The following is a 23,365-nucleotide window of genomic DNA, read 5'->3' as shown; positions in this document are numbered from 1 at the left end:
CGACTCAGCTCGACGTGGCGTCCAAGTGCGGGCGGACCAGGTCGAGGAGCTTGCTGTGGGTGGCGGCGTCGGACGCGGCGATCATCCCGCGGCCGGTGTGGATCGGGTCGCCGCTGAGGTCGGTGACGACGCAGCCGGCGGCCTGGCACAGCGCGATGCCGGCGGTGAAGTGGACGCTTCCCTCGAGATAACCGTCGGTGACGTACGCCGCCCGCCGGCCCGCCGCGACCCAGGCGACCGCGAGGGTGGAGGACATCACCCTCGGGCCGAACTCGGCGCGTAGGCGCGGGTCGGCCACGAGCTGCCCGCCGACGAACGGCCGGTCGAGCGGCCCGTCGGACTGGATGTCGACCAGGCGGGTGCGCGGGGTCGGGTAGAGGGCGGCGTCGCCGCCGCCCCGCCGCAGCCAGGCACCGGTGGTCGAGCCTGTCGAGACCCCGTCGGTCCAGAAGATCTCCTCGCTGATCGGGTCCGCCGAGACCGCTGTCTCGACGCCGTCGGGCGTCACCAGCGCGACGTTCACCGCGGCGAGCGGGGTCTGGGCGGCGTAGTTGAGGGTGCCGCAGAGCGGGTCGACCAGCCATCGTCGCTCGCTGCTTCCGGTCCTGCCGGTCTCCTCGCCCTCGAAGGCGTCGTCGGGACGGTAGGTCGCGATGGTCTCCCGGATCGCCTTCTCCGAGGCGAGGTCGGCCTCGGTGGCGAAGTCTGTCGGAGACTTGTCGAAATGGCTCAGGTCGGTGCCATACATCTCCCGCACGACCACCGCCCCCGCCGTCGCCGCCGCGATCGCGACGGCCGAGTCCGGGAACGCCGCGCGGAAGGCGTCGACCGCCGGGTCCGGGGAAACCTCGGGGTCGTCGCCGATGAAGACCGCGACCACCTCGGCCTCGGGATCCGCTGTCAGCGCGGGCAGGAGCTCGTCGCGCCATCGCCACAGGTTGGGGTGGTCATATCCGACGTACGCCTCTGCCGGGGCGAGCAGCTCGATCGCCCGCTCGAGCTCCTGCCGGGTCAGCCGGTACGCCGCCGTCCCACCCGCGTGCCCGACGACCGTCGCCATCACGACCGCCGGGAGGCGGTGGCCGTAGGCGTTGACCAGCGGAAAATGCTCCGCTGTCGGCGTGGACGCGGTCGACGGTACGAGGCCTACGCCGTGCGCCGCTGGGGGTGCCCAGCCCTCGATCGCGCTCTCGAACCTTGCTCTTGCCGCCAGGATCTCGTCCATGGTCTTCCATCGGTCCACGCGGGGGAATCTATCGGCTGGGTTCGGTCTGAGAGGCCGTTTGGCGAGACCTTCCGCTCGCGGTGGTCTCCTGTCGAGCCGCCGTCTCGCTGGTCGAGACCCCGCCTCGCTGGTCGAGACCACGCCCCGCTGGTCGAGACCTCGCCCCCGCTGGTCGAGCCGCCGGAGCCGCTAGGCGGAGGCGTGTCGAGACCAACACAGTTCCCTGCCGGGAACGTCTCACCCGAAGGCTGGTCAGGGCCGCCGACCCGACTTCGAGGGTCTTCTCGAGGAACCCCGGAGTAAAGGACGGCCTTCGGCCGCCGGCGTCGCCGGCCGCTTCGCGGTCCTTGACACCGGGCTCCCTCGAGAAAGATTTGGCTGGCTATCGGGGCGGCGGCCCGGGTGTGGTGCAGCGGATTCTTGCTTCGGAACGGTGATGCGCGTGGGGTGGCAGGGGTGGCCCTTCGGGCCACTTAGCGTCCACAAGTCTGACGTCGTTCGCTCACCGCGAAAATCGGCTTTGACCTGCACAGATAGGTGTTCAAAAAGCCCTGGTCGGAGTAGAATCAGAGGCACTACGACACGCCTTGAAGGGAGGTGACAGCCATGAGTATCGACCACTGGGGCACCAGTCCTGGAGACCTCGTCTCGTCGGCTCTTGCTGCCATCGAAACCTCCCTTCCAACAGCTGCTCGCGATGGACCCGACCTACTGGCGCACCAGCCAGAAGAAGGACTACCTCGCGAAAGCGGAGAAGCTCCAAGCCCAGCAGGCCGCGTTGACGCTGCGAGTGCTCGCTGCCTCAGGGGACATCGCGGAAGAGACCGGCGACAAGGACGCCTCGGCGTGGATGCGCGCCGAGCTGCTGGTCGACAAAGGTGTCGCGCGGTCGCAGATCAAGCTCGCCAATGCGGTGGCGAAGTATGAGTTGGTTGCTGCCGGCCTCGCCGAGGGTGTCGTGTCCGAGGTGAAGGCTCGAGTGATCGCTAAGGCGCTCGACAAGGTCAAGACCGACCCGGTCGCCTCCAGTGAGGACCTGGTCCTGGCCGAGAAGCTGTTGGTCGACTACGCGACCCAGATGACCGCCAAGGAACTGCGGATCATCGGTAAGCGGATCCTGGCCGAGGTCGACCCCGCCCGGTTCGAGGAAGCAGAAGCCAAAGCCCTCCTTGCTGAAGAGGAACGTGCTCAGCAGAAGACCGCGTTGCGGGTGTGGGACAACGGCGATGGAACCGTCGGGTTCGAAGGGGTCCTCCCGACATCGATCGGGATGAGGTTCAAGAAGCAGGTCGAGGCCTGGGCCCAGCCCCGTAAGCAGCAGCTGGTCGAGAAGGGTGCGCCCCTGCCGCCGTGGGAGCGGCTGATGGGCCAGGGCTTCGCCCGGCTGATCGAGACCATCGACCCGACCACCCTGCCCAGGCACGGCGGCGACGCGACCGTGATCAACGTGGTGATCTCGCTCGAGGAGCTCCGCAAAGAGCTCGGTACCGCCACCTTGGGCTACGACGAGACCAACGGCACCACCATCACCGCCGCCGAGGCCCGGAGGATGGCATGCAACGCCACCATCATCCCCTGGGTCCTCGGTGGTGACAGTGAGGTGCTGGACATGGGCCGGGCCAGCAGGGTCTTCCTGCCGGTCCAGCGTAAAGCGCTGCGGTTGCAGCAGAAGTGCTGCCAGGCCGAGGGGTGTGACATGCCACCGGAGTGGTGCGATGCCCATCATTTCAAAGCCTGGGCTGCGGGCGGGAAGACGGATCTGAAGGACGGGGTCCTGTTGTGTCCGCACCATCATCGTCTGGCGCACAGCCCTGCCTACGTTCATGAGCGGTTGCCCGACGGCACCGTCCGGTTCACCCGCCGGCCCTAAATCGGGCGCGTCGAGACCACCCCGCCACGGCCATCCGGCCAAGACCCCGCCTGCGCGGGGCACTTTCGCCTGCCCTGTGCAAGCGGTGGCTCCGCTTGCGTCATCGAGGTGGGCCTGGGTGACGTCGCGTCAAGGGTTCGGATCTCGTCGACGCCATCAGCCGGAGCGTGAAATGATTTACGCCCTCCTGTCATCGCCCTCCTGCCATGGCCCACCGCGGCCATGACTCCTCGGGCCCTGGCCGCCCGTACGGCCTGATTCTCCTGAGCCGGCGGAGCTTCCCCACGCGTGCGGATCTTTCCCCAGTCCAACGCAACTTCCCCACGCTCCGGAGGGTGGGGAAATTGCGTTGGGGTGGGGGACGGTGCGAAGCATTGGGGAAACCCCGTCCTGTGGGTCGTCCGCCGGTTCAGGCGGCCTTGTGAACGATTCACAAGGTGTCATCGGCTAGTACAGCGCCCGCGCAGATCTCCCTTGGTAGGACCGGCCACCCCGGACCCCAAGCCCGTACGCGACCCGAACTCGCTGCGCCATACCCCGCCGCCGATCCGATATACAGCCAAAATTCTCGCCGGATCACGGTGTCAAGGATCGCCGCAGGCGACCGGCGAAGCCGGCGGCCGAAGGCCGTCATCTCGACAAGATCGATACATCGCCTTGACTCCGGGATTCGGCGTGAACACACACCATCCAATACAGGGTCGGCGGCCCCAACCCAACAAACAAGAGCAGCATGTGACACCCCCAATCACCGACACCCCACGTGCTTGACTGCGCGCATGTCGGACCCCCATGACGTGAAGCCGCCGATCAGCATGCTGTGGGAGTCAACTGATCCGGCCGCCGCGCTGACGGATCGGTTCGGATTCGCATCGGCGGACGGTGCGGTGGACTGGCTGAACGGCGTACTCGCCGATCACTGGGGGCTCCGGGTTGAGGCCTGCGAGCGGCTGGTCATCAGCGACGCCAACTGTTTGGCGTGGCTCGTCGTCGACGGGCGGCGGATGATCGCCAAGTGGTCGATGCGTCAGTCGGTGTTCGCTCGCCTCGCGGCGATCGCACGGCTCACATCGTGGCTCGACGAACGTGGGGTGCCGGTCTCGGCTCCGCTGCCAGCGACGGACGGCAGGGTCCAGGTCGAGGTCGATGGTTTCTCGCTCGGCCTGCAGAACGTGGTCGACGGAGACCTGTTGGACATCGCCGACCCTGCGCAGGTGCAGGCGGCGGGGGAGATGCTCGCGACGATGCATGCAGCGATGGCCGACTACCCGGACGCGATCCCCACCGAGGAGCCGAAGGCCCCGCGTACGCAGCTGGTCGGCAACGACTTCAGATCGGCCAACATCCTGTGGGCGGACGGCAGGATCGCGGCGGTCCTGGATCTGGAGGAGGCCGGGTACCGGCGGCGGATGGATGACCTCGCCCGAGCGGCGGTGCTCCTCGGGACTCGCTATCACGGCTGGTCACCGACACCGGCCGACGTGCGTGGGGCGTTCGTCGCGGCGTACGAGTCGGTTCTGCCGCTGAGCCAGGACGATGCCGTAGTGTTCGAGGACGTGATCGAGGCGTACCTGACGGGGATGACGTGGTCAGGATGACCGAGGGGCCGACGCTCAGTCGTCGACGGCCTCGACGCCACGTCGGACGATGAGCGGGTCGGGGGTGCCGATGATGTCGGGGTCCTTGTCGTCGTAGTCGTGGTTGGCGAGGAAGTGGCGCATCGCGTTGAGCCGGGCGCGCTTCTTGTCGTTGGACTTGATGGTGGTCCAGGGTGCCCAGTCGGTGTCGGTGCGGCGGAACATCTCCTCCTTGGCAGCGGTGTAGGAGTCCCACCTCTCCAGCGACTGCACGTCGATCGGGGAGAGCTTCCACTGTCGCACCGGGTCGATCTGGCGGATGATGAAGCGGGTCCGCTGCTCCGAGCGGGCGACCGAGAACCAGAACTTGGTGAGCGTGATGCCGGAGTCGACGAGCATCTGCTCGAAGAGCGGCACCTGGTGCATGAACTGCTCGTACTCCTCGTCGGAGGCGAAGCCCATCACCCGCTCGACGCCGGCGCGGTTGTACCAGGATCGGTCGAAGAGGACCATCTCGCCGGCGGTGGGCAGATGCTGGACGTAGCGCTGGAAGAACCACTGCTGCGACTCGCGGTCGGACGGCTTGGACAGCGCCACCGTGCGGGCGTAGCGGGGGTTGAGGTGCTCCATGAACCGCTTGATCGTGCCGCCCTTGCCGGCCGCGTCCCGGCCTTCGAAGATCAGCACGTGCTTCCCGCCGACGCGGTCGTTCCAGCGCTGGAACTTCAGCAGCTCCACCTGGAGAAGGTACTTCTGCTCGTCGTAGACCTCGCGTGCGATCCGCTCGTTGTAGGGGTAGTTCTCGCGCCACGTGTCGACTGCACGGCCGGCCGGGTCCAGGAGCACCGGGTCGTCGTCGTGGTCCTCACCGATCGTGTGGCCCTCGGTGATCAGGTTGTCGATGTACTCGCGGAATTCCTGGGACATGGCACGAAACGTAGGTATCCGAGGTGAACGCGAGGTAGCGCCCGGGCCGCGCACGAGCACAGCCCCCGCGGTTCGTGGGGGAGGCCAGGTGCGCCGTACCCTTGGTAGACGATGAACCCCCGGACCGTCTACCTGGACCACGCCGCCACCACGCCCATGGCCCCGGCGGCGATCGAGGCGATGACCGCGGAGCTGGCGCTGGTCGGCAACGCGAGCTCGCTGCACGCATCGGGGCGCCGTGCCCGACGGATGCTGGAGGAGTCCCGCGAACGGATCGCCGCGGCGCTCGGCTCCCGTCCTGGCGAGGTCGTCTTCACCTCCGGCGGCACCGAGGCCGACAACCTGGCCCTCAAGGGCGCCTTCTGGGCCCGGCGCGGCCAGGACCCCGCACGCACCCGGATCCTGTCCTCCACCGTCGAGCACCACGCCGTGCTCGACCCGCTGCACTGGCTGGAGACGACCGAAGGTGCCGAGGTCGAGCTCGTCGGCTGCGACGCCACCGGTCGTCTCGACCTGGCCGCGATGAGAGAGGCGATCGAACGCGACCCGGCCTCGGTCGCGGTCATCTCGGTGATGTGGGCCAACAACGAGGTCGGCACGCTCCAGCCCGTCCCTGAGATCGCTGCGATCGCCTCCGAGTACGGGATCCCGGTCCACACCGACGCCGTCCAGGCGGTCGGCGCGGTGCCGGTCGACTTCGCGTCCAGCGGTGTCGACGCGCTCTCCCTGACGGGCCACAAGCTCGGCGGCCCGGTCGGCGCGGGCGCGCTGGTCGTGCGCCGCGAGCTCGAGCTGACCGCGCTGGTCCACGGCGGCGGCCAGGAGCGAGACGTACGCAGCGGCACCCACGCGACCGCGGCCATCGCCGGCTTCGCGGCGGCCGTCGAGCTCGCGGTCAAGGAGCAGGAGGCGTACGCGATCCGGGTCGGTGAGCTGCGCGACCGACTGGTCGAGCAGGTGCTCGCCACGGTGCCGGACACGCATCTGAACGGTCCGCCGCTGGGCCGCGACCGGCTGCCCAACAACGCCCAGATCGCGTTCCCCGGCTGCGAGGGCGACTCGCTGCTGATGCTGCTCGACGCCGCCGGGGTCGAGTGCTCGACCGGTGCGGCGTGCTCTGCCGGCGTACCTCAGGCCTCTCACGTGCTCCTCGCGATGGGCCAGACCGACGAGCAGGCGCGCTCCTCGCTGCGCTTCTCGCTCGGCCACACGACCACCGCCGAGGACGTGGACCGGCTTGGCGCGGCGATCGGACCTGCCGTCGAGCGCGGCCGCGCGGCGGGGCTGCAGCGCTGATGGGAACCGGGATGAGAGTCGTCGCCGCCATGTCCGGGGGAGTGGACTCCGCCGTCGCCGCCGCACGCGCGAAGGAAGCGGGCCACGACGTCACCGGCGTCCACCTGGCGCTCTCGCGCAACCCGGCCTCCTACCGCTCCGGCGCGCGCGGGTGCTGCACGATCGAGGACTCCAACGACGCCCGCCGTGCCGCCGATGTGATCGGCATCCCGTTCTACGTCTGGGACCTCTCCGACCGCTTCCACGACGACGTGGTCGAGGACTTCATGTCGGAGTACTCCGAGGGACGCACACCCAACCCGTGCCTGCGCTGCAACGAGAAGATCAAGTTCGCCGCCGTGCTCGACCGCGCGCTCGCGCTCGGCTTCGACGCGGTCGCGACCGGCCACTACGCGACGCTCCGCAAGAGCGACGACGGGCTGGTCGAGCTGCATCGTGCCGTCGACGGCGGCAAGGACCAGTCCTATGTCCTCGGCGTGCTCGACCAGGCTCAGCTCGAGCACTCGATGTTCCCTCTGGGGGATACGCCCAAGCCGCTGGTGCGCGAGGAGGCGGCCCGTCGCGGTCTCCTCGTCGCCGACAAGCCCGACTCCCATGACATCTGCTTCGTCGCCGACGGCGACAACGCCGGCTGGCTGCGCGAGAAGCTCGGTGACCGGGCGCCCAACCAGTCCGGGCCGATCGTCGACGAGTCCGGCGACGTCCTGGGCGAGCACCAGGGGACGTACGCCTACACGATCGGGCAGCGCAAGGGCCTCCGCCTCGGCAAGCCCGCGCCCGACGGGAAGCCCCGGTTCGTGCTCGACATCGAGCCCGTCTCCGGCACCGTCACCGTCGGCCCTAGGGAGCACCTGGCCGTCGACGGGCTCTCCGGTATCCGCCCGCGCTGGGCCGGCCGCGCGCCCGAAGGGGAGCTGGAGGGCACGGTCCAGCTGCGCGCCCACGGCGACGAGCATCGGGCCCGGGTGACCGTCACCGGCGATGACGTCGAGATCGAGCTGCTCGACCCGGCCTACGGCATCGCGCCGGGCCAGGCCGCGGTCATCTACGACGGCACCCGTGTCGTCGGCTCGGCCACCATCTCCTCGACCCGGCGGGTGGCTCTCGCATGAGAGCGACCGGAGTCGGCTCCATGCCTAGCCAAGACAACGGGCAGAGCAACTACGCCGAGGCCTGCCGCGTCGTGCTCGGTGAGCTCACCGATCTCCCTCATCTGCCCGAGCTGCCCGCGCGCGGCGCGATCGCGAACATGACCGGCCGGGCGCTGGCGGTCCTCGACGGGCTCGACGCCGATCTCCAGCCTGCGGGCTGGAGACTGACCGGCACCTCCGGCTCGGCCGGGATCGACCATCGGCGCGCCCGGAGCCTGCTCGCCCAGGATCTCGACACCGTCGAGGAGCTGATCCAGGACTCCGCGCTCACCGCCGGGGGCGGCGTGTTCAAGATCCAGGTCGCCGGGCCGTGGACCCTGGCGGCCACCGTCGAGCGACCGCGCGGCGACAAGATCCTCGCCGACCACGGTGCCCGGCGCGATCTGGCGCAGGCGCTGGCCGAGGGCGTGCGCAACCACGTCCGGGACGTACGCCGCCGCCTGCCCGGCGCGGACACCCTGATCGTCCAGGTCGACGAGCCCGCGCTGAGCGCCGTGCTCAAGGCCCAGGTGCCGACCGCCTCCGGGTTCGGCAGGCACCGCAGCATCGACCTTCCCGAGGCCTCCCAGGCGCTGGAGTGGGTGCTGGCCGCGATCACCGAGGAGGGCGCGACCCCCTGGGTGCACTCCTGCGCGCCCGAGACGCCGCTGGACCTGATCCGCAAGGCCGGCGCGAAGGGACTCAGCGTCGACCTGGCCCAGCTCACCGCCGGTGACCACGACGACCTGGCCACGGCCCTGGAGGCCGGCGACACGGTCGCGCTCGGCGTGGCTCCCGCGCTCGCGCCGACGAGCACCGCGCTCACCGACAAGGCGGTCACCGAGACCGTAGAGCGCTGGCTCGACATGCTCGGGCTGGACGCTGCGTACGACATCGTGCTGACGCCCACGTGCGGCCTCGCCGGTGCCGATGGGCGATGGGCGCGCACGGTGTTGCGGATCCTCACCGAGAGCGCACGGAACCTAGCGTAGATTTCGCTCATGCTACGACGAGGGACGGCTCTGCTGGCGGCGGCTCTTCTGCTCGCAGGCTGCGGGAGCAGCGCGACCGAGGCAGACGACGGTGCCGCGGAGAAGCCCAGTCCGGCGCCGTCGGTGAGCATCGACCCGGCTGACCTGAAGCCTGGCGACCGACCCGCGACGCCCGAGGCGCTGGCGGCGATCACGCTCCAGCACGTGTCCGTCGAGCCGGAGGCCTTCGACGGTGGCGATCGCTACTTCGAGCAGGACGACGTCGGCACCGTACTCCTGTGGGGAGGCGACCGCTCGCTGGAGGTCAAGGCCGGGCCGGTCGACGACGACCTGCTCTCGACCTGGTGCCGCGACGGGATGTCGGGCTGCGTCGAGGTGAAGACCGAGAACGGCGCCGCCACGGTCGGCTGGGATCTCGCCACCGACGACGGCACTTCCGGTCAGCTGATGGTCTCCCACCGAGCCGCAGGGGAGGAGCGCCGGGCCGCTTACCTCGGCGAGGAGATCACCGAGGATCCTCGCAAGCTCGACCTCGAGGTGGACGTGGACGACCTCGTTGCTCTGGTGACCGACCCGCGCCTCGGCACCAAGACGACCGTGAAGATGACGAAGGCGCAGGTCAGCGGCTTTCCTTCGGCCGGCGCCAACGGTGGCGGCGAGGTCGCGCTGACCGCCGGGGCGATCGCGGCCGGCCTCCTCGAGACCGAGGAGTACGCCGATCTCGACTCCTTCGAGAAGGCCGACGCCTCGGCCTACGGCAAGGGCGCCTTCGGCGTCGTCGGCACCCGCCCCGACGGCAGCACCGTCACCGCCGTCCACGCCCCGAACCTGTCGGCGGGTCAGCGGAAGTGCCCCAAGACGCTCACCTGCTCGAAGGGCGACACCGACGGCTATGACGGCTGGATCGAGGGATCAGCCGAGACCGTCCGCTGCCACGAGGCGGAGGGAGAGCGCGCCGCATTCTGCGCCGTCGTACGCGAGCAGGCGCCGGCGCCGTTCCCCGAGGACGATCTCGACCCGGTCCTCTCCGGCCTCGAGGCGGCGCTGGAGACGCTGTGGCCGACGGCTCCGGCCGAGAGCGTGCGCCGCGGTGAGTCGCTGGTCGGCTGACCGTCGTCAGCGCCTGGCGATCCGCTGGCCCTCGTAGGCCTGACGCTCGCTCGGCGGAGCGAACGACTCCGGCGGACGGGGCTGGCGATGAGCTGGCTGCTGCGCAGCCGCGGGTTGCGGGTCCAGATGCTGGGGAGTCGGCTGACGGCGGCTCGGCTGACGCGGACCCGGCTGGCGTGGCTCCGGTTGGCGAGGCTCCGGCGGGCGCGGTCGCTGCATACGCTGGGGCGGCTGCTGGTCCGCGGACAGTCGGCGCGGGAGCGGGGCCTCGTCTCGGTGCTGGGCCTGGTGCTGGGCCTGGTGCTGGGCCTGGGGTCGCGGCTGGCGGTGCGGGTGGACCGGGTAAGGCGCCGATGCCTGGCGGGGGTCCGGCGGATAGCGCGGAGGTGCCTGGGCAAAGCTCGGGTCGTCCCACTCCTGGTCGCGCTTGCGACGTCCGGCGAGCAGGGCGACCGCACTGGCCGTCAGGGCCAGGACGATCATGGTGGCGACGATGATCCAGGTGAGCATGCCGACACCGCCGTCGTCCCCGGTCGGAGTCGCCTTCGTGACGGCCGCTGTCGCCGGGGCGCAGCCGCTCTCGACGCACTCGCCGTCGCTGGGGGTGCCGGTCACGACGAACCTGATGCCGCGGTCGACCGAGCCCTGGAAGGTGAGGGTGTGCTCGCCGAGGCCGATGTCCTTGGGCAGCCGGCCCGACCACTTCGCGACGCCGCGGCCGTTGGCCTTGACATCGGTCGAGAGGACCAGTGGGGTCGAGTAGACGACGACCTTGATGCCGGTCTCGTTGGGTTTGAAGCCTGAGGCCTCCGCATGGATCACGTCGTCGGCGTCGACGGAGGCTTCGCCCAGGCCGGTGAGGTCCAGGCCCCTCGTCGTCGGCGGCTCCTCCGGCGCGGACCACGGCTTCTCCGACGCCTTCTTCTTCGGCTTCCGGTCCGCGTCGGCCCCGTCGGCAGGGTCGCCATCGGTAACACGCCCCGAGGACGTGCCACCGCCGGTGCCCGACCCCGAGTCGGAACCTGAGCCCGACTCCGACCCCGAGCCCGAACCGGAGCTTGACCCCGGACCTCCGGTGCTGGCCGAGGGTTCCTCGGGGGTCGGTGAGCTCTCGGGCTCGGCGAGCGCGTCGAAGTCGAACGGGACGCTCGCGTGCGCCGAGTCGGAGTTGTCGTAGCGGTCGCGACCCTCGCCGCGCATCGTCATGATCTGGTAGTTCGTGCCGGGGTCGAGCATGGCGACCTGAGCGGCGTCGAGGGTGAACCGGTAGGTCCAGTCGTCGGGGTCCTCCGGGTTGATCAGCACCGACTTGACGAACGTGTTCCGGGTGCCCGAGCCGGAGTAGCCCACCGGGTTGAGCGCGATCTCGATGCCCGGACTCCTGCCGCCGTAGTCAGTGCCGTGGACGTCGAGCACGACGCCGCTACGGGACTGCGAGACGATCGAGACCTCGACCTCGGGGTCGGAGAAGAGGCCGCCCAGGCCGAGCGCAGGGGCGGCGCCGAGAGGCGTCAGCAGGAGGGCGAGCGCTGCCAACAGCGTCACCGCGAGCCGAGAAAACACTGCAGACCTCACAAGGCGGTCTCTTGGGGGCAAGTTGTCGGCCCGCCTCAGCCGATGCGGCAGGAAGATAGCTCGCTTTACTCCGCATCGTGACCCGCGTCACCCAGGTGTTGACGGCTTGCGTCGATATTGAGGGGGTTGAGTGTCGTTTGGGCTGATGAAACGCCGAAAACGCCCCGACGGGTATGCCGTGCACATTCCGGCTCGGCAAGGTCGGAAGTTGTCGGTGGGACGAGGCAAGATGGTGCCCGTGAACGATGACGTGACCGCCGAGGCCGGGGCCGAGCAGAAGACAGAGCACCAGGAGCTCGCCGAGCAGATCGAGGACGCTCGCTACCGCTACTACGTGCTCGACGACCCGACGCTCTCCGATGCCGAGTTCGACCAGCTGTGGCGTCGGATCAACGAGCTCGAGGAGCAGTTCCCCGAGCTGCGTACGCCCGACTCGCCGACTCAGAAGGTCGGCGGCACGTTCTCGACGGAGTTCACCGCGGTCGACCACCTGCAGCGGATGGAGTCGCTCGACAACGCTTTTTCGTTCGAGGAGCTCGCCGGCTGGCACGCCCGGATCGCCAAGGACGGCGCCGCTCAGGCCGAGCTGCTGTGCGAGCTCAAGGTCGACGGGCTGGCCATCAACCTGCTCTACGAGAAGGGCCGCCTGGTCCGGGCGCTGACCCGCGGCGACGGCCGCACGGGTGAGGACGTCACCCCGAACGTACGCACCATCAGGTCGATCCCGCACCGGCTGACCGGCACCGAGGAGTTCCCGGTGCCCGATCTGGTCGAGGTGCGTGGTGAGGTCTTCCTCTCCAACGAGGCCTTCGACAAGCTCAACGCCTCCCTGGTCGACGCGGGCAAGCCGATGTTCGCCAACCCACGCAACTCCGCGGCCGGATCGCTGCGGCAGAAGGACCCGCGGGTGACCGCGACCCGCGAGCTCGGCATGGTCTGTCACGGCATCGGCGCCCGGGAGGGTTTCCAGCCGGTCGCCCAGTCGCATGCGTACGACGCGCTGAAGGCCTGGGGGCTGCCCACCTCGGATCGGGTCAAGGTGCTCAAGACCCTTGCCGAGGTCGAGGAGTTCATCAGCTACTTCGGTGAGCACCGCCACGACGTCACCGAGCACGAGATCGACGGCGTCGTGATCAAGGTCGACGCCATCTCGCTGCAGCGCCGGCTGGGCTCCACCTCCCGCGCGCCGCGCTGGGCGATCGCCTTCAAGTATCCGCCCGAGGAGGTCAACGCCAAGCTGCTCGCCATCGACGTCGGCGTCGGCCGCACCGGCCGGGTCACGCCCTTCGGCGTCATGGAGCCCACCAAGGTCGCGGGGTCGACCGTCGAGCGAGCGACGCTGCACAACGCCCACGAGGTCAAGCGTAAGGACGTACGCCCCGGCGACACGATCATCCTCCGCAAGGCCGGCGACGTCATCCCCGAGATCCTCGGACCGGTGCTGCCGCTGCGGCCCGAAGGGCTGCCCGAGTGGGTGATGCCCACCGAGTGCCCCGCGTGCGGCACCACGCTCGCCGAGCAGAAGGAGGGTGACAAGGACCTGCGCTGCCCCAACCACCGCGGCTGCCCGGCACAGGTGCGGGAGCGGGTCTTCTTCGCCTCCGGGCGAGGCGCCTTCGACATCGAGGGGATGGGCTACGAGGCGGCCGACGCGCTGCTGGCCTCCGAGGTGATCACCAACGAGGGCGACATCTTCGCGCTCGACGAGGCCAAGCTGGCGACCACCGCCTTCTTCACCCGCACGGCGAAGAAGGCCGAGAAGGAGGCCGGCGCCGGCGACCGGGTCCTCAACGCCAACGCCGTGGGCCTGCTGCGCAACCTCGAGGAGCGCAAGCAGGTCCCGCTGTGGCGGGTGCTGGTCGCGCTGTCGATCCGTCACGTCGGCCCGTCCGCGGCCCGGGCGCTGGCCACCGAGTTCGGCTCGCTCGACGCCATCTGGGCCGCCTCCCAGGAGGAGCTCGCCGCCACCGAGGGCGTCGGCGGGATCATCGCCGAGGCCATCGTCGAGTGGCGCCAGGTCGACTGGCACCAGGAGATCGTCGAGAAGTGGCGTACGGCCGGGGTCTCCCTCGCCGACGAGCGCGACGAGTCCGTCGCCCGCACCCTCGAGGGCCTGACCATCGTGGTCACCGGGTCCCTGGAGGACTTCTCGCGTGACGGCGCCAAGGAGGCGATCATCGCGCGCGGCGGCAAGGCGGCCGGCTCGGTCTCCAAGAAGACCGACTACGTCGTGGTGGGTGAGAGCGCCGGCTCCAAGGCGGCCAAGGCCGAGGAGCTGGGCCTCCCAATCCTGACAGAGGAGGCGTTCAAAGAACTCCTGGAAAACGGCCCCGCCGAGACGTCAGTTTCTGACGCCGAGTAGTCAGTTCTGGAGATCGAGACGTCAGTTGCTGACGTCGAGAGGTCGGGGTCGTCTGGACTTGGTGAGGCGATACCCCCCATAGTGTCGAGCCGTGCTCGATGCTCTTCCCCCACTTCTCACGGTCGCCGCGGTCCTGCTGGTCCCGGCGACCGTGCTGCTGTTCACGATCCGTACGCCTCGAGCGGGGTCGCTCTCCTCGGCCACGGCGATGCTCGCAGCGGCCCTCACCGCGATGGCCGCCCTCGGGGTCAGCCTGCTGCTCGGCCACAATGCCCTCTGGGCCGCGATCGGGGGCGCTGTCCTCGGCGCTTCGCTCCTGGCCTGGCTGCCCGCGGCGCGGGACTGGGACGTACGCGGCCTGGTCACCTGGGCGCTGACCATCGACGTCGGGCTTCTCTACCTCGCCTACATCGGGCTGTGGACCGTCACCGTCCACCCTGGCGTCTGGACGACGACGCTGTCGAGCATCCTGTGGCTGCTGGAGCTCTTCGTCTTCGTGATCGGTGTGGGCTACCTGTGGGAGATGGTCGACGTGCTCGCCCGGCGCCGCTGGCGCGGGTGGCCGGTGCGTGGCGAGCACCACCCGGGCTGGGGCCGGCCGTTCGTGAGCCTGCACGTTCCGACCCACAACGAGCCGCCTGAGATGGTCATCGAGACGCTTCAGCGGATGCTCGAGCTGGACTACGACGCGTACGAGATCCTGGTCATCGACAACAACACCGACGACCCCGCGATGTGGCGCCCGGTGCAGGACTTCTGCGAGCAGTACGACGGGGTCACCTTCATCCACCTGGCGAACTGGCCCGGGTTCAAGTCCGGGGCGCTCAACTACGCACTGACCCGGATGAGCCCGCGCACCGAGGTCATCGGGATCGTCGACGCCGACTACCACGTCGCCCCCGATTTCCTGTCCCACAACGCCCCGCTCTTCAGCGACGAGTCGGTGGCCTTCGTGCAGACGCCGCAGGACTACCGGGACTGGGACGTCTCGCCCTACTTCCGCCGTCTCTACCACTCCTACGGCTACTTCTTCGACGTCAGCCAGGTCTCCCGCAACGAGCGCAACGGAGCCATCTTCGGCGGCACCATGGGACTGATCCGGGCCTCCGCCCTGGTCCGTTCCGGCGGCTGGGACGAGTGGTGCATCACCGAGGACGCCGAGCTGTCGTTGCGGCTGCTGAAGATGGGCTACAACGGGATGCACGTCGACCGCTCCTACGGTCACGGGGTGATGCCGCTGACCTTCGAGACGCTCAAGAAGCAGCGGTTCAGGTGGTGCTTCGGTGGCATCCAGATCCTGCGGATGCACTGGCGTTCGCTCCTGCCGGGACGTCGCACCGAGGAGAACCAGATGACCCTGGCGCAGCGCTGGGCCTATCTCGTCGGTGGGCTGCAGTGGTTCGGTGACCTCGCCGGAGCCCTGTTCACCTTCTTTCTGGTCTCGGGCGCTCTCGATCTGATGCTGGGTGGGGGACTGGTCGTGCGCCGCCTATCGGGACTCCTCCTGTTCGCCACCGTCACGCTGGTGTTCTTCGGGGTGGCCCGCTCGATCGCGATGGTCCGCCTGCGAAGCGACGCCTCCTGGCGCGACGCGCTCGGTGCCGTCGGACTGTGGCTGGCGCTGGGAGCGACCGTCGCGCGGGCGTCCTGGCTCGGACTGGTCTCGCGGGAGGGAACGTTCCTGCGTACGCCGAAGATCAAGGGGAAGCCGCGGCTGCGTGACGTGTTGCGGGGCAACCTGGTGGAGACGGTCGCCGCGGCGGTCTGCCTGGCCATGGCGGTCCTGGTCGGGGTAGGCGGCGGCGCGACCGGCATGGCGATAGCGGCCCTGCTCGGCTTCCAGGGAGTCGGCTATGCACTGGCTCCGATCAACAGCTGGGCAGCGATACGCAGCGATCTGCCGGCCGACCTCCGCCGGCGCCGCGAGCGGATCTGGGCATGGAGCGCGGCGGCGCCCGCTGCCCGGCGTGGTGGATTGGTGCTGGCCTTCAGCTCGGTGATGCTTGCCGGGATGGTCGCCCTCGCGGCACCGGTCGGCAGCCCGGACGTACCCGAGGTCGGTGACGTGCATGGTGCGCTGGAGGAGAAGCCCCGCGTCGCGAAGGACGAACCGGATCCTCTGCCGAGCCAGGCGCCGGCGGCCACCGTAGAGCCGGCGCCGACACCTCGAAGCGTGCCGAGCCCGGCCGCCAGCACGCCCAGCGGTCGGCCGACCCGGACCGCCGATCCCACCACGTCCACCGAGCCGTCGCCGTCGACCCGTCCCACTCAGGCTGCCGACCCGACACCAGCCACGTCCGCCCGGCCCGGTGCTGGCGGCAGGCCGACGGACAAGCCGAAGGGCAAGCCGTCCAACGGCGGTGGCCAGAACTAGTGGCGCCTCCTAGAAGTTCCTGGATGCTTGGCGTCGTCAGGGTGCGTGCCATGGCGGCGTGAAGCGCCGAGGAACTTCCGGGACGCGCCAATCTCGAACAATGTCAGTCACCGACAATCCTGCTTGGCGACACCGTCGGCCACCGAGGTGAGAGTTGCGCCCGCGGACACCTAGGATGTGCGCATGCCAGAAATCACCCGCGACGAGGTCGCGCACCTGGCCGACCTCGCCCGCATCGACCTGAGCGACGCCGAGCTCGATCACCTTGCCCCGCAGCTTCAGGTGATCCTCGAGTCCGTCGCCTCGATCCAGGGGCTTGCCGGCGATGACGTGCCTGCCACCTCCCACCCGCTTCCGATGACCAACGTCTTCCGTGAGGACGTCGTGACCCCGAGCCTGACGCCGGAGCAGGCGCTCTCCGGCGCGCCGAGTGTCGAGGAGCAGCGCTTCGCGGTGCCGCGGATCCTGGGGGACGAGCAGTGAGCGAGCGTCAGCGAGCGAACCATGAGGCCGTCATCGCGCTGCCTCCGTACGCTTCACCTGTTCTCACGGAGGTAGCGCGATGAGTGACCTCATTCTGAAGTCGGCCGCAGAGCTGGCCGACTCTCTCGCTGCCGGCGAGACCACCTCGGTCGAGCTGACCCAGGTCCACCTCGACCGGATCGCCGCGGTCGACGGCGACGTCCACGCCTTCCTCCACATCGACGCCGAGGGCGCGCTGTCGCAGGCCGCCGCCTCCGACGCGCGCCGGGCCAACGGTGACGCGCTGCACGCTCTCGACGGCGTGCCGATCGCGGTCAAGGACGTGCTGACCACCATTGGCCTGCCGACGACCTGCGGCTCCAAGATGCTCGAAGGCTGGGTCCCGCCCTACGACGCGACCGTGGTCAAGAAGATCAAGGACGCCGGCCTGCCGATCCTCGGCAAGACCAACATGGACGAGTTCGCGATGGGCTCCTCCACTGAGCACTCCGCCTACGGCCCGACCAGGAACCCGTGGAAGCTCGACCGGATCCCCGGCGGCTCGGGCGGTGGCTCGGCGGCCGCCGTCGCTGCGTACGAGGCACCGCTGGCGCTCGGCACCGACACCGGTGGCTCGATCCGCCAGCCGGGCGCGGTCACCGGCACCGTCGGCGTGAAGCCGACCTACGGCTCCGTGTCGCGCTACGGCCTCGTTGCGCTGGCCAACTCGCTGGACCAGGTCGGCCCCGTGACCCGCACCGTCCTCGACAGCGCCCTGCTGCACGAGCTGATCGGCGGCCACGACCCGCTCGACTCCACGTCCACGACCACCCCGGTGACCGGGCTCGTCGACGCCGCCCGTGCCGGCGCGACCGGTGACCTCAAGGGTCTCAAGGTCGGCGTCATCAAGGAGTTGGCGGGCGAGGGCTGGGCCCCCGACGTCATGCGCAAGTTCAACGAGTCGGTCGACCTGCTCACCAAGCTGGGCGCCGACGTCGTGGAGGTCTCCACGCCGAGCTTCGAGCACGCGATGGCCGCCTACTACCTGATCCTGCCGGCGGAGTGCTCCTCCAACCTGGCGAAGTTCGACGCGATGCGCTACGGCCTGCGGGTCACCCCCGACGGGTCGCCGTCCGCCGAGGACGTGATGAAGGCGTCCCGCGACGCCGGCTTCGGCGACGAGGTCAAGCGCCGCATCATCCTCGGCACCTACGCGCTCTCGAGCGGCTACTACGACGCCTACTACGGCCAGGCGCAGAAGATCCGCACGCTGATCATCGAGGACTTCAAGGAGGCCTTCGAGCAGGTCGACGTGCTGGTCTCGCCGACGTCCCCGTCGACCGCGTTCCCCCTGGGCGCGAAGCTCGACGACCCGCTCGCGATGTACATGCAGGACCTGGCCACCATCCCGGCCAACCTCGCCGGCACACCTGGCATCTCCATCCCGGCCGGGGTCTCCGACGTGGACGGGCTGCCCGTCGGCGTACAGCTCCTCGCGCCGGTCCTGGAGGACGCCCGTCTCTACCGCGTCGGTGCTGCCCTCGAGGGCGCCATCGGTCCGGTGCTCTCGATCGACAAGCTGGAGGTGGCCCGATGACCGAGACTCTTGTCCCGTTCGACGAGGTGCTGGAGAAGTACGACCCGGCGATGGGCCTGGAGGTCCACGTCGAGCTCAACACCAACACCAAGATGTTCTGCGGCTGCCCGGCGACGTTCGGCGGCGAGCCCAACTCCCAGGTCTGCCCGACCTGCCTCGGCCTGCCCGGCTCGATGCCGGTCGTGAACGCCAAGGCAGTGGAGAGCGCGATCCGGATCGGGCTCGCGCTCAACGGCAAGATCGCGGAGTGGTGCCGGTTCGCCCGGAAGAACTACTTCTACCCGGACATGCCGAAGAACTTCCAGACCTCGCAGTACGACGAGCCGATCGTCTACGACGGCTACCTCGACGTCGAGGTGGAGGGGGAGACCTACCGGGTCGAGATCGAGCGCGCCCACATGGAGGAGGACACCGGCAAGACCACCCACATCGGTGGTGCGACCGGCCGCATCCACGGCGCCGACTACTCGCTGGTCGACTACAACCGCGCGGGCATCCCCCTGATCGAGATCGTCACGCGTCCGATCCTTGGCGCCGGCGCCAAGGCGCCGCAGGTGGCGAAGGCCTACGTCGCCGCGCTGCGAGAGATCCTGCTGGGCCTGGGCGTCTCCGACGTACGCATGGACCAGGGCTCGATGCGCTGCGACGTCAACCTGTCGCTGGCCCCGAAGGGGTCCGGGACGTTGGGAACGCGCACCGAGACGAAGAACGTCAACTCGCTGCGCTCGGTCGAGCGGGCCGTACGTTTCGAGATGTCGCGCCACGCCGGGATCCTCGACGCGGGGGAGGCGATCTTCCAGGAGACCCGCCACTTCCACGAGGACACCGGCACCACCTCGGCAGGCCGCGCGAAGTCGGACGCCGACGACTACCGCTACTTCCCCGAGCCCGACCTGGTCCCGGTCGCGCCGTCGCGTGAGTGGGTCGAGGAGCTGCGCGCGAGCCTGCCGGAGCGCACCGCCGACAAGCGGGCCCGCCTGCAGGTCGAGTGGGGATACTCCGAGCTGGAGATGCGGGACGTCTGGGCCGCCGGCGCGCTGTCGCTGATCGAGGCGACGGTCGCCGAAGGAGCCTCCGCACAGACCGCCCGTAAGTGGTGGATGGCCGAGCTCTCCCGCAGCGCCAACGACCGGGGCGTCGAGCTCGCCGAGCTCGGTGTCACCCCGGTGCAGGTCGCCGAGGTGCAGAAGCTGGTCGACGCCAAGACCTTGACCGACAAGCTTGCTCGCCAGGTCTTCGAGGGTCTTCTCGCAGGTGAGGGCACGGTCTCCGAGATCATCGACGCCCGCGGTCTCGCCGTGGTCTCCGACGACGGTGCGCTCGGTGCCGCGGTCGACGAGGCCATCGCCTCCCAGCCGGCGGTCGCCGAGAAGATCCGCGGCGGCAACCAGGCCGCGGCCGGTGCGCTCATCGGCGCGGTCATGAAGGCGACCGGTGGCAAGGCCGACGCCAAGCGTGTCCGCGAGCTGATCCTGGAGAAGCTCGCCTGATCTCAGGCCGAGTCGGCTCGTCCTGACGACAATTCCCGCCGAGTCGGCGCGTCATGACGCGCCGACTCGGCGTCGGTTTTGGTCAGGATGAGCCGACTCGGCGATGGGTGGCACTGGCAGACTGTCCTGAATGACCGAGCCCTTCCGTATTGCCCTGCTCATCGACGCGGACAATGCTCCCGCGTCCAAGATCGACGCGATCCTCAACGACCTGGCCGAGTACGGCGAGGTGACGATCCGCCGGGCCTACGGCAACTGGACCAAGTCCGAGCTCAAGAGCTGGATCGGGGAGCTGCACGACGCCGCGATCCGGCCGATGCAGCAGTTCGACCTGACCGCCCACAAGAACGCCTCCGACATGGCGCTCGCGATCGACGCGGTCGAGCTGCTCCATGCGGCGATCCCCGACGCGTTCGCCCTGGTCTCCTCCGACTCCGACTTCACCCCGCTGGTCCACTACCTGCGGGAGAAGGGCCGCGCGGTCTACGGCTACGGCCGGGAGAAGACACCGGCGCCGTTCAAGAGCGCCTGCACCCGGTTCACCGTCGTGGAGAAGCTCGGCGACACCGAGGAGGTGGCCGAGACCGAGGCCGGCGTAGCCCCTGCCCGCAAGCAGGCAGCCGCCGCGACCACGGGCCAGGTGCTGAAGCGCAACGCCAGGCTGATCCAGCTGCTGCGCAACTCCATCGCCGCGGCCGCCGACGACGACGGCTGGGCCCTGGTCGGCACCGTCGTCTCCCGCATCCGCAACCAGTCCTCCGAGGACCCGCGCAACTACGGCTACGCCACCTGGACCAAGCTGATCAAGGCGATCGACCTGTTCGAGCTCAAGGACGAGGGCACCTCGGCGATCGCGGTCAGCGACAGGCGCACCAAGCGCTGATCGGCGCCTGGCGCCGGCCGGACGAAACCTTCCGGCGCCCCAGGGCATCTGACAGGGTGACCCCACCGAAAGGGACACCGACGATGACCCGATCATCACCCACCGACGAGGACTTCGCCGCCCTCGTACATGCCTGCTGGCCCAGGCTCTACCGGACCGCCTACCTCATCCTCGGCAACGCGGCGGAGGCCGAGGACCTCGTGCAGACCGCGTTGGCGCGCACCTTCGCGAACTGGCACCGGGTGCGCAGCCTGGACGCCGCGCCCGCCTATGCCCGAACGACGATGATGAACGTCGCCGCCTCCTGGTTCCGCAAGAAGGGCTGGCGCAACGAGCGGCCGACGGCGACGCTTCCGGAGACCGTGGTCGAGGGCGAGGACCTGACCGACCGGCATCTGCTGCGCGAGGCGCTGGCCGTTCTGCCGCCCAGGCAGCGCGCGATGGTCGTGCTGCGCTACTACGAAGACCTCTCCGTCGCCGAGGTCGCGAACACGCTCGGCATCACCACCGGTGGTGTCAAGAGCCAGACCTCCGCCGCGCTGCGCCGGCTCCGCGCCGTGCTGGGCGACGACCTACTCCCGGAAAAGAGCCAGTCATGAACGACCGGATCCACGATCTCCTCGTCCGTGAGGCCGACGGCCTCGACATCCCCGCTCCGCCCACCTCGGCGATCCTCGGCGCGTACAAGACCGCCCGCCGTCGTCGGCGGATAGCCACCGGTCTCGGAGCGGTGGCGGCGGCGACGGTGCTCGGGTTCGTCGCCAACTTCGCAGCCGGTGCCGTGATGAGCGACAGCGCATCCGACCAGTTCGCGGGGACCGGCGGCGCGCGTGGCGAGGAGGTGGCGTACGCCCAGATCGCCGGCTACCTCGACACCGAAGGCAGGTTCCACGAGATCGACGTGCCGGCAGCGGGCCCCACCGGGGTCTCGTCGCTCAGCTACAGCTCCGAAGGTGTGGTGGCGACCCACGAGAACGAGGACGCGTTCGCGGCCTACTCGCTGGTCGCGCCGGACGGTTCGGTCGGCGAAGCGGCGATCGACCCGGTGACGGACGGTGCCGGCTCGGCGAGTGCCCCGGATGAGCCTTATCTGGTCGTTGTCCGGTTGATCCAAGGCAAGGTGACGGTCGTGGTGCACGATCTGGCCGCCGACAGGGAGGTGGCGCGCGTCGCGGTGGCCGACTCCGCCTATCCCGGTGAGAAGTACCACCAGTTCCAGGTCTCCTACGCCGCCGGCCGGGCCTACGTCCGCGAGCTCGGCGGCGACACCGGCACCAACGGTCCTTGGTACGTGGTCGACTGGCGTTCTGGAGAGGTACGGCAGGCTCCGGAGCTCGCCGATGCGATCTCTGTCGAGGGCGGCCGCGCCGTTCTCGCACCCGGTGGGGATGAGACCGCGCCGCGAGAGATCGTGGACCTCGCCAGCGGCGAGTCCGTCCTCGACATCCCCCGACAGTCCGCGCCGGTCGAGGTGAGGCTTGCGCCTGATGGCCGCCACGCTCTGGTCATGACCTGGCTGGACGGGGGCACCGAGGTCGAGATGCACGAACTGGCCACCGGCGAGCGTCACCGGCTCCCGGAGCTGAGCTCGCCCGCGTGGAGCGAGGGGAGCGACATCGCCTTCCAGATCGACCGCGACGGCACGCTGGTCGCCTGCGACCTGTCCGGGCAATGTGACAGGACGAAGATCGATCTGCCCAACGCGAGCTCGATCGCCGTCGAGCTTCCGGGCACGATGGGCTACGAGTTCTGAGTCGGAGCTGATGCCGGGATGCCTCGTCCGGAGCGCATCCCGGCATCAGCTGCGTCTACTCCGTTCTCGTCGCCGACCCTCTTCTTCGGGCGGGCGCAGTTGATCCCTCTGGGCACCGACCCATTCAGGTGCTTCAGCGCGGCCTTGAAGTCGCGACAGCGCTCGGCGTCCTCGGCCTTGTTGCGGGGATAGCCGATCGCCTCGTTGACCTTGCCCATGTCGAGGGCGTCGGCGAGCGGGTTGATGTCGCGGGCGACGGTCCAGTACCACCGCGAGATCGGCGCGCTGTGGTCCAGCGACCTGGCCAGCTCGGGTCGGCGGCGCAGGTCGATCCCGAAGTAGGTGCCGGCGTCGGCGTAGTTCGCCTCGCCGGTCAGCTGGATGTAGCCGCGGCCGGTGAACTTCCGCTTGTCGCCTGCCTTGGCGTCGTGGTGGAAGGAGCTCTCGTTGGCGAGCGTTGTCAGGTAGGCCGCCTGCCGATAGGCCGTGGTGATCTGGGCATCGGCCATCGCGCGGTTGAGGCTCGGTAGCCCGGTCTCCACGGTCCGCCGGTCGCCGACCTTCTCGCCGAACATGGCGACGAGATCGACGTACGTGACCGATGGCTGGGCCGGTTCGGCCCCGGCTGGGGTGGTCGGGACGAGGGCGAGAAGGGTGGCCGAGATCGATGCTGCGACAAGGCCGAGAATCCTGTGGCGCATGGGGACAGAGTGACTGCTGGACCGGCGATCCCGCAAGCAGC

Annotated in this window: 18 protein-coding genes; 14 read left to right on the top strand and 4 right to left on the bottom strand. The window is 69.5% G+C overall.

Going from position 1 to position 23,365, the window contains the following annotated elements; all coding sequences use genetic code 11:
• Positions 1–4 precede the first annotated feature (4 nt).
• A complete protein-coding gene (locus H5T77_RS06095; RefSeq protein ID WP_292646395.1) occupies positions 5–1,243 on the bottom strand; it encodes an inositol monophosphatase family protein in 1,239 nt (412 codons plus the stop codon).
• A gap of 640 nt (positions 1,244–1,883) precedes the next feature.
• On the opposite strand from H5T77_RS06095, the gene H5T77_RS06090 reads away from it, so the two are divergent.
• Both H5T77_RS06090 and H5T77_RS06085 read left to right on the top strand, forming a co-directional pair.
• The gene (locus H5T77_RS06090) at positions 1,884–3,095 is read left to right on the top strand and encodes an HNH endonuclease signature motif containing protein (RefSeq protein ID WP_292646392.1); all 1,212 of its coding nucleotides are present in this window, start codon (positions 1,884–1,886) and stop codon (positions 3,093–3,095) included.
• 779 nt (positions 3,096–3,874) lie between these two features.
• Positions 3,875–4,693 (top strand): phosphotransferase enzyme family protein, encoded by an 819-nt coding sequence (locus tag H5T77_RS06085; protein WP_292646390.1) that lies wholly within the window; start codon positions 3,875–3,877, stop codon positions 4,691–4,693.
• A gap of 15 nt (positions 4,694–4,708) precedes the next feature.
• On the opposite strand, the gene ppk2 is transcribed toward H5T77_RS06085, so the two are convergent.
• Positions 4,709–5,599 carry a polyphosphate kinase 2 gene (gene ppk2, locus H5T77_RS06080; RefSeq protein WP_292646388.1) on the bottom strand — a complete coding sequence of 297 codons (891 nt, stop codon included), beginning with the start codon at positions 5,597–5,599 and terminating at the stop codon, positions 4,709–4,711.
• 111 nt (positions 5,600–5,710) lie between these two features.
• Here ppk2 and H5T77_RS06075 point away from each other — a divergent pair, with 111 nt between their 5' ends.
• From H5T77_RS06075 to H5T77_RS06060, 4 genes are read left to right on the top strand one after another with little or no spacing between them, the layout of a single operon-like run.
• On the top strand, positions 5,711–6,895 hold the full coding sequence (locus H5T77_RS06075; protein ID WP_292646386.1) for a cysteine desulfurase family protein: 1,185 nt from the start codon (positions 5,711–5,713) through the stop codon (positions 6,893–6,895).
• An 11-nt stretch (positions 6,896–6,906) separates the two neighbouring features.
• On the top strand, positions 6,907–8,007 hold the full coding sequence (gene mnmA / locus H5T77_RS06070; protein ID WP_292646384.1) for a tRNA 2-thiouridine(34) synthase MnmA: 1,101 nt from the start codon (positions 6,907–6,909) through the stop codon (positions 8,005–8,007).
• Positions 8,008–8,027: 20 nt separating this feature from the next.
• Positions 8,028–9,017, top strand: a complete 990-nt coding sequence (locus H5T77_RS06065; RefSeq protein ID WP_292646381.1) for a uroporphyrinogen decarboxylase/cobalamine-independent methonine synthase family protein — start codon at positions 8,028–8,030, stop codon at positions 9,015–9,017.
• A 9-nt stretch (positions 9,018–9,026) separates the two neighbouring features.
• Positions 9,027–10,127, top strand: a complete 1,101-nt coding sequence (locus tag H5T77_RS06060) for a hypothetical protein (protein ID WP_292646379.1) — start codon at positions 9,027–9,029, stop codon at positions 10,125–10,127.
• Positions 10,128–10,133: 6 nt separating this feature from the next.
• On the opposite strand, the gene H5T77_RS06055 is transcribed toward H5T77_RS06060, so the two are convergent.
• The gene (locus tag H5T77_RS06055) at positions 10,134–11,672 is read right to left on the bottom strand and encodes a hypothetical protein (protein WP_292646376.1); all 1,539 of its coding nucleotides are present in this window, start codon (positions 11,670–11,672) and stop codon (positions 10,134–10,136) included.
• A 259-nt stretch (positions 11,673–11,931) separates the two neighbouring features.
• Here H5T77_RS06055 and ligA point away from each other — a divergent pair, with 259 nt between their 5' ends.
• From ligA to H5T77_RS06015, 8 genes are all read left to right on the top strand, one after another.
• Positions 11,932–14,064, top strand: a complete 2,133-nt coding sequence (gene ligA / locus H5T77_RS06050) for an NAD-dependent DNA ligase LigA (RefSeq protein ID WP_472850337.1) — start codon at positions 11,932–11,934, stop codon at positions 14,062–14,064.
• A gap of 91 nt (positions 14,065–14,155) precedes the next feature.
• A complete protein-coding gene (locus H5T77_RS06045; RefSeq protein WP_292646371.1) occupies positions 14,156–16,438 on the top strand; it encodes a glycosyltransferase family 2 protein in 2,283 nt (760 codons plus the stop codon).
• Positions 16,439–16,621: 183 nt separating this feature from the next.
• Complete coding sequence (gene gatC / locus H5T77_RS06040; RefSeq protein ID WP_179656872.1) at positions 16,622–16,921, top strand: Asp-tRNA(Asn)/Glu-tRNA(Gln) amidotransferase subunit GatC; 300 nt, start codon at positions 16,622–16,624, stop codon at positions 16,919–16,921.
• 79 nt (positions 16,922–17,000) lie between these two features.
• Positions 17,001–18,497, top strand: coding sequence for an Asp-tRNA(Asn)/Glu-tRNA(Gln) amidotransferase subunit GatA (gatA, locus tag H5T77_RS06035; protein ID WP_292646368.1), 1,497 nt, complete (start codon positions 17,001–17,003; stop codon positions 18,495–18,497).
• Positions 18,494–19,987, top strand: a complete 1,494-nt coding sequence (gene gatB, locus H5T77_RS06030; protein WP_292646367.1) for an Asp-tRNA(Asn)/Glu-tRNA(Gln) amidotransferase subunit GatB — start codon at positions 18,494–18,496, stop codon at positions 19,985–19,987. Before gatA ends, gatB begins: the two co-directional genes overlap by 4 nt.
• 130 nt (positions 19,988–20,117) lie before the next feature.
• A complete protein-coding gene (locus H5T77_RS06025; protein ID WP_292646365.1) occupies positions 20,118–20,870 on the top strand; it encodes an NYN domain-containing protein in 753 nt (250 codons plus the stop codon).
• Between the two features lie 83 nt (positions 20,871–20,953).
• Positions 20,954–21,469 (top strand): SigE family RNA polymerase sigma factor, encoded by a 516-nt coding sequence (locus H5T77_RS06020; RefSeq protein WP_292646364.1) that lies wholly within the window; start codon positions 20,954–20,956, stop codon positions 21,467–21,469.
• Positions 21,466–22,623: a YncE family protein gene (locus H5T77_RS06015; RefSeq protein ID WP_292646361.1), complete on the top strand. Its 1,158-nt coding sequence runs from the start codon at positions 21,466–21,468 to the stop codon at positions 22,621–22,623. The genes H5T77_RS06020 and H5T77_RS06015 overlap by 4 nt, the downstream gene beginning before the upstream one ends.
• Here the strand turns inward: H5T77_RS06015 and H5T77_RS06010 are convergent.
• Positions 22,611–23,324 (bottom strand): glycoside hydrolase family 19 protein, encoded by a 714-nt coding sequence (locus tag H5T77_RS06010; protein ID WP_292646358.1) that lies wholly within the window; start codon positions 23,322–23,324, stop codon positions 22,611–22,613. The genes H5T77_RS06015 and H5T77_RS06010 overlap by 13 nt on opposite strands.
• Between the last annotated feature and the right edge of the window lie 41 nt (positions 23,325–23,365).

It is taken from the genome of Nocardioides sp., from assembly GCF_014360585.1.
Taxonomy (GTDB): Bacteria; Actinomycetota; Actinomycetes; order Propionibacteriales; family Nocardioidaceae; genus Nocardioides.
Note: the sequence above shows the minus strand (reverse complement) of the source record. Positions and strands in the feature narration are given on the sequence as shown.